This is a genomic window from Pseudoalteromonas sp. SR43-3 (assembly GCF_014163875.1).
Lineage (GTDB): Bacteria > Pseudomonadota > Gammaproteobacteria > Enterobacterales > Alteromonadaceae > Pseudoalteromonas > Pseudoalteromonas distincta.
The window spans coordinates 132,894-149,842 of record NZ_JACJEC010000006.1; the positions used below are offsets into that span (position 1 = coordinate 132,894).

The 16,949-nt window shown below is 40.5% G+C and carries 14 protein-coding genes and 4 tRNA genes; 12 read left to right on the plus strand and 6 right to left on the minus strand.

What is annotated here, in order from left to right; translation table 11 throughout:
* Nucleotides 1-75: 75 nt before the first annotated feature.
* Nucleotides 76-525: an isoprenylcysteine carboxylmethyltransferase family protein gene (locus H5088_RS09935; RefSeq protein WP_007378935.1), complete on the minus strand. Its 450-nt coding sequence runs from the start codon at nt 523-525 to the stop codon at nt 76-78.
* A gap of 195 nt (nt 526-720) precedes the next feature.
* Between H5088_RS09935 and H5088_RS09940 the strand changes: the two genes are divergently transcribed.
* Nucleotides 721-963 carry a hypothetical protein gene (locus H5088_RS09940; RefSeq protein WP_010553668.1) on the plus strand — a complete coding sequence of 81 codons (243 nt, stop codon included), beginning with the start codon at nt 721-723 and terminating at the stop codon, nt 961-963.
* Between the two features lie 4 nt (nt 964-967).
* Here H5088_RS09940 and H5088_RS09945 read toward each other — a convergent pair whose 3' ends face one another.
* From H5088_RS09945 to H5088_RS09965, 5 genes are all read right to left on the minus strand, one after another.
* A complete protein-coding gene (locus H5088_RS09945) occupies nt 968-1,990 on the minus strand; it encodes a hypothetical protein (RefSeq protein ID WP_182752787.1) in 1,023 nt (340 codons plus the stop codon).
* A 101-nt stretch (nt 1,991-2,091) separates the two neighbouring features.
* Nucleotides 2,092-2,772 (minus strand): tRNA (adenine(22)-N(1))-methyltransferase TrmK, encoded by a 681-nt coding sequence (locus H5088_RS09950; protein ID WP_182752788.1) that lies wholly within the window; start codon nt 2,770-2,772, stop codon nt 2,092-2,094.
* Nucleotides 2,773-3,711 carry a class I SAM-dependent methyltransferase gene (locus H5088_RS09955; protein ID WP_182752789.1) on the minus strand — a complete coding sequence of 313 codons (939 nt, stop codon included), beginning with the start codon at nt 3,709-3,711 and terminating at the stop codon, nt 2,773-2,775.
* Between the two features lie 2 nt (nt 3,712-3,713).
* Nucleotides 3,714-5,708: an excinuclease ABC subunit UvrB gene (gene uvrB, locus H5088_RS09960; RefSeq protein WP_039487290.1), complete on the minus strand. Its 1,995-nt coding sequence runs from the start codon at nt 5,706-5,708 to the stop codon at nt 3,714-3,716.
* On the minus strand, nt 5,705-7,084 hold the full coding sequence (locus H5088_RS09965; protein WP_138489356.1) for an MATE family efflux transporter: 1,380 nt from the start codon (nt 7,082-7,084) through the stop codon (nt 5,705-5,707). The genes uvrB and H5088_RS09965 overlap by 4 nt, the downstream gene beginning before the upstream one ends.
* Before the next feature lie 1,051 nt (nt 7,085-8,135).
* Between H5088_RS09965 and H5088_RS09970 the strand changes: the two genes are divergently transcribed.
* From H5088_RS09970 to H5088_RS10020, 11 genes are all read left to right on the plus strand, one after another.
* A tRNA-Asn gene (locus H5088_RS09970) sits at nt 8,136-8,212 on the plus strand.
* 21 nt (nt 8,213-8,233) lie between these two features.
* A tRNA-Asn gene (locus H5088_RS09975) sits at nt 8,234-8,310 on the plus strand.
* A 21-nt stretch (nt 8,311-8,331) separates the two neighbouring features.
* Nucleotides 8,332-8,408: transfer RNA gene (locus H5088_RS09980), tRNA-Asn, on the plus strand.
* Nucleotides 8,409-8,437: 29 nt separating this feature from the next.
* Nucleotides 8,438-8,514: transfer RNA gene (locus H5088_RS09985), tRNA-Asn, on the plus strand.
* 148 nt (nt 8,515-8,662) lie between these two features.
* A complete protein-coding gene (locus H5088_RS09990) occupies nt 8,663-10,606 on the plus strand; it encodes an EAL domain-containing protein (protein WP_182752790.1) in 1,944 nt (647 codons plus the stop codon).
* A gap of 212 nt (nt 10,607-10,818) precedes the next feature.
* Nucleotides 10,819-11,400, plus strand: coding sequence for an electron transport complex subunit RsxA (gene rsxA, locus H5088_RS09995; protein ID WP_008172491.1), 582 nt, complete (start codon nt 10,819-10,821; stop codon nt 11,398-11,400).
* Between the two features lies 1 nt (nt 11,401).
* Nucleotides 11,402-11,956, plus strand: a complete 555-nt coding sequence (gene rsxB, locus H5088_RS10000; protein ID WP_007585357.1) for an electron transport complex subunit RsxB — start codon at nt 11,402-11,404, stop codon at nt 11,954-11,956.
* A gap of 8 nt (nt 11,957-11,964) precedes the next feature.
* Nucleotides 11,965-14,541, plus strand: a complete 2,577-nt coding sequence (gene rsxC / locus H5088_RS10005) for an electron transport complex subunit RsxC (RefSeq protein WP_182752791.1) — start codon at nt 11,965-11,967, stop codon at nt 14,539-14,541.
* The gene (rsxD, locus tag H5088_RS10010) at nt 14,538-15,596 is read left to right on the plus strand and encodes an electron transport complex subunit RsxD (protein ID WP_182752792.1); all 1,059 of its coding nucleotides are present in this window, start codon (nt 14,538-14,540) and stop codon (nt 15,594-15,596) included. Before rsxC ends, rsxD begins: the two co-directional genes overlap by 4 nt.
* The gene (rsxG, locus tag H5088_RS10015; protein WP_002962266.1) at nt 15,593-16,234 is read left to right on the plus strand and encodes an electron transport complex subunit RsxG; all 642 of its coding nucleotides are present in this window, start codon (nt 15,593-15,595) and stop codon (nt 16,232-16,234) included. The genes rsxD and rsxG overlap by 4 nt, the downstream gene beginning before the upstream one ends.
* A complete protein-coding gene (locus H5088_RS10020; RefSeq protein WP_002962263.1) occupies nt 16,231-16,929 on the plus strand; it encodes an electron transport complex subunit E in 699 nt (232 codons plus the stop codon). The genes rsxG and H5088_RS10020 overlap by 4 nt, the downstream gene beginning before the upstream one ends.
* Nucleotides 16,930-16,949 lie beyond the last annotated feature (20 nt).

The following is a 16,949-nucleotide window of genomic DNA, read 5'->3' on the forward strand; positions in this document are numbered from 1 at the left end:
ACAATTGCTGCAAACAAAAAAAGGCTATCATCGATAGCCTTTTTTGTTTGTCACGTTTTAAGTCAATGATATTGATTACAGCCAGCGTTTTACGCGCGCTTTGTAAGCGGTAAACTCTTCACCAAATAATTTAGTGAGCGCACGCTCCTCGGGTATTATTTGAAAAAACGTTAAATACGCAATAAACCCGATAATACATAAAAGCGCCCACAAGGAACTTAACCAAACACCCCACCCTGCTAAAATAAATGCAAAACCCACATACATTGGGTTACGCGAAATTTTATAAATGCCGCTCGTAATAAGTTTTGACGCTTGCTCAGGTTTATTAGGATTTACTGTGGTGTTTGCTATTTTAAAGCTCGCCACACCTGCAATACAAAAAACACACCCAATAATGACCAAACTTGCTGCTAGGTAGGTAATAAATGCGGTGAAATCAATAACACTGTAATGCGCAATAAGCGCCATTATGCCTGCAAAAAACAGCACAACGATAACCGGTGGAATTTTATTATTTAACATGGCAACTCTCTGTATTGGCTAAAGTATGTTTATTATATGGAGGCACTATCGCCATTAAACAATATAAAAAATGTATGAATTATGAACACGCCAAGTAAACTATACAAATTAAGTTACAATTGTCAGCTTTATCAAAAGCGCTTAAAGGTTATACTTTAACCATAAACGAATAATAAAATGATAAGGAATGAGGTTATGTCTGGAACTACGATGATTGTACTTATTGTGCTAATTTCGGTTGGCTCAGGAGTAGTTTACGATATGTATAAAAAGCATCTTGAATTTAAGCATAAAATGCAAAACAACAACAGCGATGCCCATAAACAACTAGCTGAAACAAACGCACAAGTGCTTGCATTAAAAGAGCGTGTACAAACACTTGAGGCTATTGTTACTGATTCAAGCTTTAACGTTAAAGATGAAATTAATAAACTTTAAGTTTTTATAAGTAATTTGGATATAAATGCGCATTTTCTGGCTGCTCAATGCCGTGAGCAGCTAAAAACCCACCAATAGCTTGCCCGCAGCCCTGTGGTGCTCGCCCACTGTCTATCTCAAAATTTAACTGATTAGCATGTTGCTTACCCATAGAGCAAAGCCCTACAGTACTTGGCGAGCGCATAGCGATACTTAGGTTACCTATTTGTTCAACCACTACGTGCTTGCTAAAACGGGCAAAACCTTTGTATTTAAACTGCTCGTTTACGTAGTCATTACTTGTGGCCACCAATGCCGCAATTAAGCCGTGTAAAAAACTATTAGCGGATGAGTCTGCTGTTAAAAACGCAATTGTTTTTTTATTAAACTCGCTAAGCTGGCAATCCTCACACAACAGCTCAACAGTATATAAATGTTGCTCGGCTACTTGCTGCTGACTTTTAAGCTCAATACTTTTTCCTGCAAATACAATACGTTTAAGCACTTCATCAACGTTACTTGTAACCGCTTCGCTTTTAACAAGTTCAGGGTTTTGCGCCATTACAGGTAAGTCGTGGTGATTGTTAAATGGCGTGCTTGTTGCGCCGCTTTGCATTAACTGAAAAAGTTCTCTTACTTCATGTTCACGCGCTACTTTTAACGCTAAAAATGCAGTTTGGATAAGTTCTGAAGTAGGTAGGTTTTCCTCTACAATCCAGCGTCTGCCAAATAATAGTTTTTTAGCTTTGGCTTCATTAGTAGATGCGCTTTTTTGGTAGTTATCAGGGCTCAGCACTGCTACTTGCAGATAAATCTCTTCACCTTTTTGTGCAGCAAGCACTCTAAAGTGAGCCGAAAATTCAATACTCTCAAGTACTTCGTTTACGCTTTGAAGCGTGTGCTTGTAACGTAAAAAATGCTGTGGCACCACCCAATTACTATTAGCCAATTGCACCAGGGGTGCATAAGAAATAGGTTGCTCGTAACTGTGTTGCCATTTTTGCTCATTGCTAAGCAAATGATTAATGTGACTCTTGTTATCTGACATAAATAAACCAAATAAACTCGCGTAGTGCGATATAAACTATGAACACATTACGTCGTCAATGTCGTAATTAGATCACATGTACGCCCTACTTTTGGGCTTTTTTAACTATCGGTGAGTTCTTGATAGTCTGTTATAACTTTTTGATAGTATGGCTTATCTTTATTGAGCATTTTATTATAATGATTTATGAGTTGTCGTTGGTACATAGCGTGCTCTGTACTAGCAAAGTCCCACATTTTGTTGCCGGTATGGCTAATCTCATTATTGGTACTCAAGCTCACTTCAATCACTTCATAAAAACGTTTGTTGTCGTAGACTATTTGTTCACTTATAAGCCCTAAACCGAGTTGTTTTAAACCCACTCGCAACTTATAAGTGTGATGCACTGGGCATAAAATAAACCGAACATTATTTAAATGCTCCACTGCGTTATTAGCAATAATTTGTTGTACTAAACTTAACAACAGCTCACCGCCAACACCTGCTATTACAACTACTTGGCTTTTACTTTGAGTAATTTCTATTTTGCCTACATCCTGACATAAGACCTGCCACTGCGGATTTTTATCACAGGTTTTTTGTAATTTATTAATAGATGATAATTGCGCTTCTAAATCGTTCATTAAAGTGGCGACTATATCTACAAAAATAACGTGGTTTGCAGCTGCGCGTTTTAATAGCGCCATGCCTAAATAACCATGGTCGCAGCAACAATCCCAAATAATATCGTGATGCTGCGAAATTAATTTATCAATGGCAGTTAGGCGTTTACTGAGCTTCATTTAAGCAGGTGTTTGTGACGTTTTATAGACAAGCGCTTTTAAACTTTTGTCGCTGTCTACTTCAATAAAACGCTCGGTGGGGGCTAGGCGCTCAACAAATTCAATTGCGCCTTGGGTGTTCTCGTTTATTAATGCTTTAAATACATCTTCGCTAAGCTCTGGGCTATTAGCACACAATAGTAATTGTGTGGTATCGCAAAGTAGCTCTGGCAACCTGCGCAGCACTTTTTGATAGTCTTTAGTTAATATAAAGCTGCCTTTTTGAAAGCTTGGCGGATCAACTATTATTAAATCAAACGGGGCTGCTTTTTTTAGTTTTCCAAAGGATTTTAAAATATCGTGAGGTAAAAAACTTACGCCGCGCTCAAAACCATTTAGCTGATGGTTTTGCTTGCCGACTTTTAGCACGCCTTTGCTCATATCCATGTTCATCACATGATCTGCCCCGCCTTGCATGGCGGCAAGCGAAAACCCACATGTATATGAAAACAAATTAAGCACTTTGCCATGCTTGCTGTTAGCCATTACAAATTCACGGCCGCTGCGCATATCGGGAAATATTCCGGTATTTTGGCGGCTCTGTAAATCAACCAAAAAGCGAATACCATTTTCGGTTACAACATGTGGGTTAGGTAATTGCCCATAAACCACGGTGTTTTGGCTTTGTACGCCAGCACGTTGCTGGTACACAAGTGACGTAATAAGCTCAGGCTGATTTTCTTGCGCCCACTGCCACACAGCATTGGTGAGCTCGCTTAGTGTTTGCTCGTCAATTTCATCGTACGAAACCAAAAATAAACTGGGCGGGTAAAAGTCTAAATTAATATGGCTTAATGCTTCGACGCTGTGGCCTCGGCCATGAAAAACACGACACAGTTCATTTTTTAAAATTGGCGCGTCTTCAAGCGCAGTAATAAGAGGTGTAAAGTTTGCTGTCATTTTTAATTAATCAACTGTTGTTGTAGTTCATGTATTTCATCGCGAACAGAGCCCGCTTTTTCAAATTCTAGGTCGCTTGCGTATGCATGCATTTTGGTTTCAAGCTGCTTAATTTGCACGGCAATTTCTTTCGCACTAAGAACCTTTTTAGACTCTTTACGTATAAGTTTAAGGTTGTCTTTAGGAGCCGCTTCCTCGCCTACATCCATTACATCAAGTATTTTTTTAGCCAGAGCATGAGGCTCTATACCGTGCTCAACATTGTATGCATGCTGAATTTCGCGCCTGCGTGCTGTTTCGTCCATGGCTTTTGCCATTGATTTTGTAATTCTGTCACCATATAAAATAGCGCGGCCATCTAAGTGACGAGCAGCACGGCCAATGGTTTGTATCAGCGAGCGAGCCGAGCGTAAAAAACCCTCTTTGTCAGCATCAAGTATGGCAACAAGTGCCACTTCTGGCATATCAAGTCCTTCTCGCAGTAAGTTAATACCCACTAACACATCAAACACGCCTGCTCGTAAGTCACGAATTATTTCTACGCGCTCAACGGTATCAATGTCTGAATGTAAGTAACGTACTTTTACATTATGCTCGCTTAGGTAGTCTGTTAAATCCTCAGACATACGTTTAGTAAGTGTAGTTACCAGTACGCGTTCGCCCTTCTCCACACTTTTGTATATTTCTGAGAGTAAATCATCAACCTGATCGCCCACAGGACGTACTTCTATAAGTGGGTCGAGCAGCCCTGTTGGGCGAATTACTTGCTCTGCTATTTCGCCCGCGCAGCGCTCTAACTCAAAGTCGCCAGGCGTTGCCGATACATAAATAGTTTGTGGTGCTATGGCTTCAAATTCTTCAAAACGCAGTGGCCTATTATCCATTGCTGAGGGCATTCTAAAACCATACTCAACAAGGTTTTCTTTACGGCTTCTGTCGCCTTTATACATTGCACCAATTTGCGATACGGTTACATGCGATTCATCAATAATCATTAATGCGTCATCAGGTAGGTAATCAAGCAATGTTGGCGGCGGATCGCCTGGCGTACGCCCAGATAAATAGCGGCTGTAGTTTTCTATACCCGAGCAATAACCAAGCTCGGTCATCATTTCTATATCGTATTGCGTTCGCTGTGCTACACGTTGCTCTTCTACTAACTTGTTTGCACTGAGTAACTGGGCGCGTCGCTCTTTTAGTTCTTCTTTTATTTTTTCGATAGCGCCAAGTATCTTTTCACGCGGGGTAACATAGTGCGTTTTAGGATAAATAGTAGCGCGCACTATATGCTTTTCAATTGCACCGGTAAGCGGGTCAAAAATACTTAAGCGCTCTATTTCATCATCAAACATTTCTACACGTACAGCAAAAGTGTCTGATTCTGCTGGGAATATGTCAACTACTTCGCCACGTACACGGTATGTACCTCGGCTAAAATCTATATCATTACGGGTATATTGTATTTCAGCAAGACGGCGTAGCATGTCGCGTTGATCGACTTTTTCGCCCACTTTTAAAAGTAGCATCATTTTCATGTACGATTTAGGGTCACCCAAACCATAAATAGCCGATACCGATGCCACAATAATGGTGTCGCGACGCTCAAGCAATGCTTTGGTCGCACTTAAACGCATTTGCTCTATGTGCTCATTTATCGAAGCATCTTTTTCAATAAATGTGTCGCTAGATACAACATAGGCTTCTGGCTGGTAGTAATCGTAATACGATACAAAGTATTCAACCGCGTTTTTAGGAAAAAACTCTTTCATCTCGCCATATAGCTGCGCAGCCAATGTTTTATTGTGCGCCATTATTATTGTTGGACGATTTAAATCGCTAATAATATTGGCCATAGTAAAGGTTTTACCTGTACCGGTGGCACCTAATAACGTTTGGTGTGCAAGCCCCGCTTCTAACCCTTCGCATAGCTGTTTAATGGCGGTAGGCTGATCGCCTGCTGGTTTGAAATGTGATTTTAACTGAAAATGGTCGCTCAATTATTGCACTCCTGTAACGATTCGCCGCTCAGCGCTTCTAGTTTTTTCATAAACCATTTATATGCCACTATTGCTGTAAATAAATTACCTATGGCAGCGCCTATAAATAACCCTAATAATCCGGCTATTTCGTTGCCGATATAAGCAAATGGTACATAAAATATGAATAAACGAATAACGCTTAGTACCAATGCGTTCATTGGTTTGTGTAAAGCGTTAAACGATGAGTTTGATAATATGATCACCCCTTGTAAGCCATAGCTTAGTGGGATGGTATAAATAAAGAGCTTAATTACATCTATTACGGCTTGTTCTTTACCAAATAATTGGCTTATTACACCTGAAAATGCAATTAGTAATACGTAAATGGCAAATTGCCATACCATCACAAATTTTAGTGTGCCGGTATACGCTTCTTTAACACGGCATAATTTGCCAGCCCCAAAGTTTTGACTCACAAATGGCGGTAATGTCATCGATAGCGCAAGCACTAAAATACTTGCAATAGATTCTATCCGGCTTCCTACTCCAAATGCGGCCACGGCTTCTGGCCCATGATGCGCTACTAAGGCGGTCATTACCGCCATTGCAACAGGTGTAAGCATGTTTGCGCCGGCAGCAGGTAAACCAATTTTTAATATTTTACGAATAGCGCCAGTTACAGTTTGCTTGCCCGCTTTTAGACTCAACAAACGTTTTTTAACCGCTAATATATATAAAATAATAACCACAGCGACCGACCATGCAACAACACTTGCTATGGCAGCGCCTTGAATTCCTAACGCGGGTACCGGCCCAAAGCCAAATATAAGTATTGGGTCAAGTACGGCGTTTATCAGCCCTGCTCCGCCCATTACTATACTTGGCGTTTTGGTATCACCGCTGGCACGCAGTACCGAATTACCAATCATTGGGGTTATTAAAAATACGCTACCGATAAACCATACATTCATGTATTCGTGTATTAACGGCAATACTTGCGCGCCCGCTCCTAGCAAAGTAAATATGGGGTCAATCAGTAAATATCCAACAGATGACAACACAATAACCAGAACCACACCAACCATTAAAGAAATACTGGCATCAAAACGTGCTTCATCAATTTTATTACTGCCGAGCGCTTTCGCTATTACTGCTGATGTACCGATCCCCAGCCCTATTGCTAAGCTGATAACGGTAAAAGTAACCGGAAATGTAAAGCTCACGGCAGCTAGTGGTTCGGTGCCAAGTAAGCTTATAAAAAAGGTGTCTACAATATTGAACATCATTAGTGTGATCATGCCGAATATCATCGGTATGGTCATCGTCTTTAATGTAGGCAAGATAGGATCGTTTAGTAAATCTGGGCGAGTCTGAGATTTTGAAATTGCGCGCATGAAATAAATAGGCCTCTTTTACTGAACGAATCATTTTAAAGCATCAAGGCAGTTCAAGCCACGGATTTATCACCACAATTGATGTAATTACGGAAGTAAATATTCTAAAAAATAGTAAAACTTGGTTTTTACATCTTTTTGTTAAAATAGAGCCTAAACACGCCAAAAAACAATTAAAACACATTTTTATAACTTTTATTACAAACACCCTGTGTTATCTGATGCTTTTTTACACAAAGCAACTACTTGGTTTATCGTTACGAAAAAATTCATTCATGGAGTTACATCTATTAGCCACCAAAACATAACCCACTGTTTTACAATGAATAAAAAATAGTGATTTAAAAGCTTGAAATCGTTGTAGCACCCTAAAACATTGGTGCCGATGATGTTCTTAAAGTTTCATAAACAGAGTTATCCACAGAAACCGTGGATAACTCATTCAAAGCCGCATTTATAAAGGCCTTGAGAGACTCGCAATTTTCGCTGAGGTCCAACCAATTGTTGATTTGCTAATTGTGGCATTTTTATAAACTCACACTGAAAACGCAAGCTTGCCGATTTTTCTTCTTAACATAGTTATACGTTAGTAAATAAAAAACGTTTAATACAAAGTTAAGTTATTGATTGTTCTATTTTTGAGCGAAGATAATAAATGCTCAATTTATAGATCAAAATTGGATCACTATTAAGGGGAAAAATACTTTTATGACTATTCGTGCAGGTATATTTTTAGAAAATTAAAATAAAAAAGTAAATAAATACGAAGAATACCCGAAAGTAAAAAATGAAATTTTATGTTTTTGAGTTGTTTTTTAATTACAAGTGGCTTTAATGGCGTGTTTAATTTAACCAATTTAAAGACTCAACAATAATAAAACTCGCATTAGTATTCTTAAATTCTCAAAAAAATAGCTTTAATAGAGCTATAAATCACGCAGATCGAACACAAAAACAACGAATAAACCTCTTTTTTCAATTTATGACTTTTATATGTTGACACTTTGCGGCTCGGTCATTAATATTTCGCCCCGTTGAAAGGCAAGACGCTTCCCCCTTAGCTCAGTTGGTTAGAGCGACGGACTGTTAATCCGCAGGTCCCCCGTTCGAGTCGGGGAGGGGGAGCCAAGTTTTTCAACCATAAACGATTCCCCCTTAGCTCAGTTGGTTAGAGCGACGGACTGTTAATCCGCAGGTCCCCCGTTCGAGTCGGGGAGGGGGAGCCAAGTTTATGTTTATGATGTAGTTCCCCCTTAGCTCAGTTGGTTAGAGCGACGGACTGTTAATCCGCAGGTCCCCCGTTCGAGTCGGGGAGGGGGAGCCAAATCATCATAATAATATCAGTACTTTAGTTCCCCCTTAGCTCAGTTGGTTAGAGCGACGGACTGTTAATCCGCAGGTCCCCCGTTCGAGTCGGGGAGGGGGAGCCAATTCTAAGAATTTCATAGACATTCCAAGCTATTTCCACTACTCTTCCTTATATAACTAAAGCATTAGTTTAATTCTTTAATGCGCTGTACTTAGTTTATTAATCAAGGACTTGATTCCTTCCCTTTTGATTATTAAAAGACTGAAAACATGGCTGGATTTAAAAAACTTATTTTTATACAAATTATCTCTTGGTTATTGTGTGTTGCAGCAGGAAGCTACTTCATATCTATAAGCTTTGATACTGCGGTAAGTGATGCACAAAAAAATGCACAAACAACTGTCACTAAGTATATTAATGACCTTTCTTTAGACGATATTTCTGCTCAAAATTTAAAACAATCAATTGCAGATGGTAATACGTTTTCAAGCTTTACTCTAAGAGATTACCAAGGTGCTGAAGTATTTAGCATTAACCCCCCTACTCAATTACCAATGTTTGCTGATTTTGTACTCTCTAACTTTAACTCTGTACGCCCACAGTTTGCTGTAAACGATGCCGCAGATATAAAAGTTGAATTTGTACTTAACATTGAGCATTTAGCGTCGCAGCTACAAACGTCCCTTTTTATTGTTATTTTGATTTCTGCCATTTTAGTTATTATTCCAATAATTCTAATGAAATCTATTTTTTACCATTTAAATAAAAATATAAGTACAACAGTTGCTGACATTATCGATATTTATATCAATCAAAACCAAGTTGATAATGATTTAGAAGCAGCATTAGATGGCACTCGATTGAAAAAAATGGGAAAAGATTTAGTACCTAGCTTTAATCGATTATCGCATTTTTTAAAAAACAAAAACGAAGACATACAAAGCGCTGCTATGACTATCAAGCATGAAGCGTACAAAGATGTAATTACCTCGCTTGGTAATCGTAATATGTTTGTTGAGTACTACGAAAAAAATATTGAAAACACTGAGCAAAGTACATTTGGCTCTTTAGCTATGGTTCGTTGTAGCGAACTACAAGCTATAAACCAAAGCCGTGGTTATCAAAAAGGTGACGAGTACGTTAAAGGCGTTGCCGATATTATTAAGCACATAAGCGGCACTTACACGGGTAGCCAAGTATTTAGATTAAACAGCTCTGATTTTGCGGTAGTACTCCCCCACATTCCTTTAAAAGAAGCTGAGCGCTTTGGTGAAAACCTGCAATCGCGCTTCACGCAGTACCAACAAAACCAAGAGTTAAGCTCGGTAGCTAATACGGGTATTGTAGGTTACGAAAAAGGAAAACCGTTAGGCGAACTACTTTCTGTTGTTGATAACGCGATGAGCATGGCGCAGTCAAAGCAAGTTAATGCATGGCACGTACAACGCGAAACCGATTTAGTTAATAACGTAAGTGCGGGGTTTGGTAATCAAAACTGGCGTAAGGTTATTAAGGAAGTTATTGAATCTAAGCGTGTGCATTTAGTGATGCAAAACATTATGCCGCTTGGTAAAAGCATAAAAGCCTACGCTGAAGTACAAGTTCGATTTAAAACAGAAGACAATCAAGTACTGCCTACCGCTTCTTTTTTAGCAATGGCCGAAAAACTTGATATGGCAATAGAAATTGATCGCCTGATCATCGACTCTTCTCTTGAAAAAGTTAAAAGCCGTAATTTATCTGAAAAGTTTTTTGGTTTAAACGTAACAGCCTCAAGTGCACACAACGATCAGTTTGTAATTTGGCTAGAGCGCCGATTATTGAAAGATACGCATATTGCATCTAAACTAGTATTTGAGGTAAGCGAGTTTGGTTTACAGCAAAACATCAAGGCTAGTAAGCGCTTTATCGACATGGTTCACCGTGTTGGCGCACGCGTTACAGTTGAACGTTTTGGTGTTGGCTTAACTTCATTTAAGTTTTTCCGCGATTTAAAACCTGATTTTATTAAAATGGATGCAAGTTATACTCGCGGCCTAGAAGATGATAAAAATAATCAGTACTTTATGCGCTTAATGGTCGATTTAGCCCACCGCATTGGTGTTAGCGTATTTGCTGAAGGCGTTGAGAGCCAAGAAGAGAAACACATTATAGAAACGTTGTGTTTAGATGGCGTTCAAGGTTATTACATAGAAAAACCTAAAGACATTTAATTAGTTTTCAATTAATACAAAAAAGAGCATTCGTTGCTCTTTTTTTGTTTCTGCTATTTGACTAATTCCTTACATCAAAATCACATTAATTTTACAGCCTTGTGATCAATATGTTTGTCCTTGCGTTTATTTAACTGATAACGACTCGCAAATGTTGTTTATCGGGGCAGAAAAAAGGATAATAAGCAGGACTTTAATAGCGTGAGGCACACATGACAGAATATGTCTTGTTATTGATTGGAACCGTTCTGGTTAATAACTTTGTATTAGTACAATTTTTAGGCTTATGTCCGTTTATGGGCGTATCAGGTAAGCTTGATACGGCGATTGGTATGTCTTTGGCAACCACGTTTGTGCTTACCCTTGCCTCTGTAACTAGCTATTTAGTTAATCAATATATTTTAATCCCTCTGGATATCGCCTTTTTACGCACCATGAGCTTTATTTTAGTGATTGCCGTTGTAGTGCAATTTACCGAAATGGTTGTGCGTAAAACCAGCCCTACCCTATATCGTTTATTAGGCATATTTTTACCGCTGATCACCACTAACTGTGCGGTATTAGGTGTGGCTTTATTAAATATCAAAGAAGATCATTCGTTTTTACAATCTGCGGTATATGGTTTTGGTGCTGCGGTTGGTTTTTCTTTAGTGCTTGTATTGTTTGCAGCACTACGAGAGCGTTTAGCAGCTGCTGACGTTCCTACGCCTTTTAAAGGCGCCTCTATTGCAATGATCACTGCAGGCTTAATGTCGATGGCGTTTATGGGTTTTACTGGATTAGTGAAGTTTTAATATGACCTTGTTTTATGCCTTGATAGCGATTGGTTCGCTAGCACTCATTTTTGGACTTATTTTAGGGTTTGCAGCAATTCGCTTTCGCGTTGAAGGTAACCCTATTGTTGAGCAAATTGATACTATTTTACCGCAAACTCAATGCGGACAATGTGGCTACCCGGGTTGTCGCCCTTACGCCGAAGCCATAGCTAATGGCGATGAAATAAATAAATGCCCACCAGGCGGAGAATCTACCATGAAAAAGCTTGCCGGCTTAATGGGGGTTGATGAAAAACCACTTGCCGGTGGCGAGCAAGCAGAACCTATAAAAACAGTGGCTTATATTCGCGAAGATGAATGTATTGGCTGTACCAAATGTATTCAAGCCTGCCCAGTTGACGCTATTTTAGGCGCAACTCGTCAAATGCATACCGTGTTAATTGATGAATGTACTGGCTGTGATTTATGTGTTGAGCCTTGCCCTGTAGATTGCATTGATATGCTACCTGTAGCCGAAACTAAACAAAACTGGAAATGGCAGCTAGACGCTATTCCTGTTACACAAATAGATTAGAGGTTTGAGTGGACAAGTTACTTGAACAAATAAAAAAAGGCACCGTGTGGGCATTTCCTGGCGGCATACACCCACCACAACAAAAATCACTCTCTAATAGTGCGAGTATCACTCGCCTACCTTTGCCCGATAAACTCATTGTTGCGCTTAAGCAGCATATAGGCGCAAACGGTAAGTTACTTGTAGAAAAAGGCCAACACGTCTTAAAAGGCCAACCACTAACAGAGCCTGCTGCTAACTGGTCGGTACCTGTGCATGCGCCAAGCTCTGGTGTGGTTACTGATATTGCACCTATGCCATCAGCACATCCATCGGCCCTGCCAGAACTAAGTGTTATTATTGAACCAGACGGCAAAGACGAATGGGTAGCTCTAAATAAAAATAAAAATCCTGCTGAGCTTAGTCATGACGATCTTATAAATATTATTCACCAAGCCGGTATTAGCGGTATGGGTGGTGCTGGTTTTCCTACTTATGTAAAAGCAGATACTAAGCAACCTATCGAATTTTTGATTGTAAATGCTGTTGAGTGCGAACCTTATATTACTGCCGATGACGTTTTAATGCGCGAACACGCTAAAGAAGTTATCCAAGGCATTGAAATTATGCAGCAGCTTTTAAACCCAACACTGTGCATTGTGGGTATAGAAGATAATAAGCCAGAAGCTATTGCAGCAATGAAGCAAGCAGCTGAGCATAACTCAAAAATAATTATTCAAACGGTGCCCACTATTTACCCCTCTGGCGGTGAAAAGCAGTTAATTAAATTACTTACCAACCGTGAAGTTCCTAGCATTGGTATTCCTGCCGATATTGGTATTTTAGTGCACAACACGGGTACTTTGTTTGCCGTACAACAAGCCGTTTATGAAGGCAAACCGCTAATTGAGCGTATAGTTACAGTAACAGGTAACACTATTCATAAGCCTGGAAATGTATGGGCACTACTTGGCACTGAAATAAAGCACTTACTTGATTGCCAAGGGTTCTCGCCTGTACCTCAGCAAAGTGTTGTGATGGGCGGCCCGATGATGGGATTTACGCTACCCACAGTACGTATTGGCATAGTTAAAACAACTAACTGTATTTTAGCGCCCGATCATAAAGAGCTAGCAGAACCCGGCCCTGAAAAAGCCTGCATTCGTTGTAGTGCTTGTGCCGATGCCTGCCCTGCTTCTTTATTGCCACAGCAATTACAGTGGTTTGCTAAATCAAAAGAGTACGACAAACTACAAGAACACAATTTATTTGACTGTATTGAATGTGGTGCTTGTGCATATGTGTGCCCAAGCGAAATCCCTCTTGTACAGTACTACCGTATAGCCAAAGTTGAAATTAAAGAACAACAAGCTGACAAAATTAAAGCCGACAGAGCAAAAGAGCGTTTTGATGCCCGAAAAGAACGTTTAGAGCGTGAGCAAGAAGAACGCCAAAACCGCCATAAACGTAAACCTGCTGCTAAGTCTGCTGACGAAAAACAAAAAGTAGCTGAGGCACTAGCCCGTGTTAAAAATAAATCAGATAACGGCGATGAAAAATCTGCTGTTGCTGCCGCTATTGCACGCGCTAAAGCTAAAAAGCAACAAGGCGAAGAACTAGAGCCAGATAACAGCGAAGTAGCAAAAGAGCGCGCACTACGTAAAGAACAAGCGCGCAAATATAAAGAGCAAAAATCGCAAACAGATGAATCGGCCGAGACTGCACCCGTTGATGATAAAAAATCAGCAGTCGCTGCAGCCATTGCTCGAGCTAAAGCTAAAAAAGCAGCACAAGCATTAGATAACGCTGAACAAGCTGCAAGTGACGAATCACAAAGCGATACCCCTGTTGATGATAAAAAAGCAGCGGTAGCTGCGGCCATTGCTCGAGCTAAAGCTAAAAAGGCGGCACAAGCAAGTGAAGTGACTGAGCAGGCAGTAAGTGAAGAGCCACAAAGCGTGGCACCTGTTGATGACAAAAAGACAGCCGTAGCTGCTGCCATTGCTCGTGCTAAAGCTAAAAAAGCGGCTAAAGCATTAGAAGACGCTAAGCAATCCGTGAGTGAAGCGCCACAAAGCGATGAGCCTATTGATGACAAAAAAGCAGCGGTAGCGGCTGCCATTGCTCGCGCTAAAGCTAAAAAAGCGGCTAAAGCATTAGAAGACTCTGAGCAAGTCGTGAGTGAAGCGCCACAAAGCGATGAGCCTGTTGATGACAAAAAGGCAGCCGTAGCCGCTGCCATTGCACGTGCTAAAGCTAAAAAAGCGGCTAAAGCATTAGAAGAAGCCGAGCAATCCGTGAGTGAAGAGCCACAAACTGATGCCCCTGTTGATGATAAAAAGGCAGCGGTAGCGGCGGCCATAGCTCGTGCTAAAGCTAAAAAAGCAGCTAAAGCACTTGAGGATACCGAACAAACTCAGCCCCAAGAGCTACAAGTTGATAGCGCAGCACCTAAAAGTGCAGAAAGTAACACCGATGACTCATTCAATTCTACTGAAGCAGATAAACCTAAATCAGCCGACGATAAGAAAAAAGCCGCCGTGGCTGCTGCAATTGCGAGAGCAAAAGCTAAAAAGTTACAAAAAGAAGGAAATAATCAGTCATGAAATTAACCATGGCCAGTTCACCGCATAATCACAGCCACAAATCGTTAACGCGATTAATGCTTAGCGTTATTGCTGCGTGTATTCCTGGGCTAATTGCTCAAGTTTTCTTTTTTGGTACAGGTGTGCTTATTCAACTAGTACTAGCGCTTGTTGCTGTAAGCATATTTGAAGCAGCAATAATGCTAATAAGAAAGCGCCCTGTTTGGCCTGCATTAAGTGATGGTAGTGCGTGGCTTACTGCCGTACTGTTGGCATTGAGTATTCCTCCACTTGCCCCTTGGTGGATAATTATTATTGGCTGTTTATTTTCTATTGTTATAGTTAAACAGCTTTATGGTGGCCTTGGTTTTAACTTATTCAATCCAGCAATGGCGGCTTATGTACTGCTTTTAGTTTCGTTTCCGGTACAAATGACCGCATGGTTGCCTGTTACCGATTTAATAAATACGCCAATAGGCTTTGGTGATCAGTTAAGGTTAATATTTACCGATTTTACGGCCTCTGGGTTTAGTCTAGATCAAGTACGTGCAGGGGTTGATGGCCTAACAATGGCAACCCCGCTGGATACTGTTAAAACAGACATAGCACACGGTTTAACCGTTACCGAAAGCATGCAAAAGCCAATATTTAACGAATGGGCTGGCCTTGGTTGGTTGTGGGTTAACTTGGGCTTTTTAGTGGGTGGTTTATACTTATTAAAAGCAAAAATAATTAACTGGCATATTCCTGTTAGTTTTATCGTAAGTTTAGCTGTATGTAGTGCTATTGGTTATATCGCATCACCTGGTACAGAGCCGGGCACCCTATTTCACTTATTAAGTGGTGCCACTATGATGGGGGCTTTTTTCATAGCAACCGATCCGGTATCTGCAGCAACAACTAACAAAGGGCGCTTAATTTATGGCGCGCTAATTGGCTTACTAATTTATTTAATTCGTACCTTTGGTGGTTTTCCTGATGCTATCGCATTTAGCGTATTACTGATTAATATTGCAGTGCCGCTAATAGACTACTACACACAACCGCGTACTTATGGCCATGGAGCAGTAAAATGATCATTTCGTCAATGGCTAAAAATGGTGCTATTTTAACTGCGTTTGCGTTAGCTACGACGGGCTTAGTTGCCTCTATCAATGCGCTTACTGCCGATAAAATTGCAGAGCAAGAACAACTGCAACTCACTGCGCAGTTACAAGAAGTGCTCGACCCAAAATCGTACGACAATCAATTATCACAAGATTGCGTAATTATTACTGACGAAAAACTAGGCCCACACGCAAATCAAGTAATTTACCGTGCTCGTAAAAACAATAAACCAGTCGCTGTTGTTATTAGGCATGTTACGCCAAACGGCTACAGTGGCGATATTAACTTATTAACAGCGGTATTGAGCGATGGCACTATTGCTGGCGTTCGTACGACTAAACACGAAGAAACCCCTGGTTTAGGTGACAAAGTCGAAGTTAAAAAATCACTTTGGATCACAACATTCAAAAGCTTAACGGTTGAAGGCGAAGAAGACGCTCGCTGGGCTGTAAAAAAAGATGGCGGCCAGTTTGATCAATTTACAGGTGCAACCATAACGCCACGTGCTGTTGTGGGCTCTGTTAAAAATGCCGTATTGTTCGCACAAACTAATTTTGATGATATTTTTGCAGCACCTAATGCCGAATGTATGGAGGTAGCTAAATGAGTGAGTTAAAAACATTATACAAAGAAGGTGTATGGGTAAATAACCCTGCCCTTGTGCAGCTTTTAGGTTTATGTCCACTGCTTGCCGTTACCTCAACTGTAACAAATGCCTTAGGTTTAGGCTTAGCAACTTTACTCGTACTAATAGGCTCAAATGTTACCGTATCAATTGTGCGTAACTGGGTGCCAAAAGATATTCGAATACCTGTATTTGTAATGATCATCGCGGGCTTTGTAACAATAGTTCAATTACTCATGAACGCTTATACCTTTGGTTTATATCAATCATTAGGGATTTTTATCCCGTTGATTGTAACTAACTGCGCCATTATTGGCCGCGCCGAAGCATACGCCTCTAAAAACCCTGTTCATTTATCAGCATTTGACGGCTTAATGATGGGCTTAGGCTTTATGGCTGTACTGTTAGTATTAGGTACTATGCGCGAACTAATCGGCCAAGGTACGCTGTTTGACGGTGCCGACTTATTACTTGGCCCATGGGCACAGAGCTTGCGCATAGAAGTATTTAACTTTGATAACCAATTTTTACTGGCAATTTTACCACCGGGTGCCTTTTTAGGGCTTGGGCTGCTTATTGCTGCAAAAAACGTAATTGACGCACAAATAAAATCAAAACAAGTTGCACCGCCAGAGGCTGAAAAAGGCCCTCGAGCACGTGTTACTAGCTTAACTTAAGGGGAAAACGTATTAGAGCA

Bases quoted from the DNA above. Each gene is read 5' to 3' on its own strand.
- H5088_RS09955 (WP_182752789.1), bottom strand. From the start codon at position 3,711: ATGACAGCAAACTTTACACCTCTTATTACTGCGCTTGAAGACGCGCCA.
- rsxG (WP_002962266.1), top strand. From the start codon at position 15,593: ATGATCATTTCGTCAATGGCTAAAAATGGTGCTATTTTAACTGCGTTT.
- H5088_RS10020 (WP_002962263.1), top strand. From the start codon at position 16,231: ATGAGTGAGTTAAAAACATTATACAAAGAAGGTGTATGGGTAAATAAC.
- H5088_RS09945 (WP_182752787.1), bottom strand. From the start codon at position 1,990: ATGTCAGATAACAAGAGTCACATTAATCATTTGCTTAGCAATGAGCAA.
- rsxB (WP_007585357.1), top strand. From the start codon at position 11,402: ATGACCTTGTTTTATGCCTTGATAGCGATTGGTTCGCTAGCACTCATT.
- rsxA (WP_008172491.1), top strand. From the start codon at position 10,819: ATGACAGAATATGTCTTGTTATTGATTGGAACCGTTCTGGTTAATAAC.
- H5088_RS09935 (WP_007378935.1), bottom strand. From the start codon at position 525: ATGTTAAATAATAAAATTCCACCGGTTATCGTTGTGCTGTTTTTTGCA.
- H5088_RS09950 (WP_182752788.1), bottom strand. From the start codon at position 2,772: ATGAAGCTCAGTAAACGCCTAACTGCCATTGATAAATTAATTTCGCAG.
- H5088_RS09990 (WP_182752790.1), top strand. From the start codon at position 8,663: ATGGCTGGATTTAAAAAACTTATTTTTATACAAATTATCTCTTGGTTA.
- H5088_RS09940 (WP_010553668.1), top strand. From the start codon at position 721: ATGTCTGGAACTACGATGATTGTACTTATTGTGCTAATTTCGGTTGGC.
- rsxD (WP_182752792.1), top strand. From the start codon at position 14,538: ATGAAATTAACCATGGCCAGTTCACCGCATAATCACAGCCACAAATCG.
- H5088_RS09965 (WP_138489356.1), bottom strand. From the start codon at position 7,084: ATGCGCGCAATTTCAAAATCTCAGACTCGCCCAGATTTACTAAACGAT.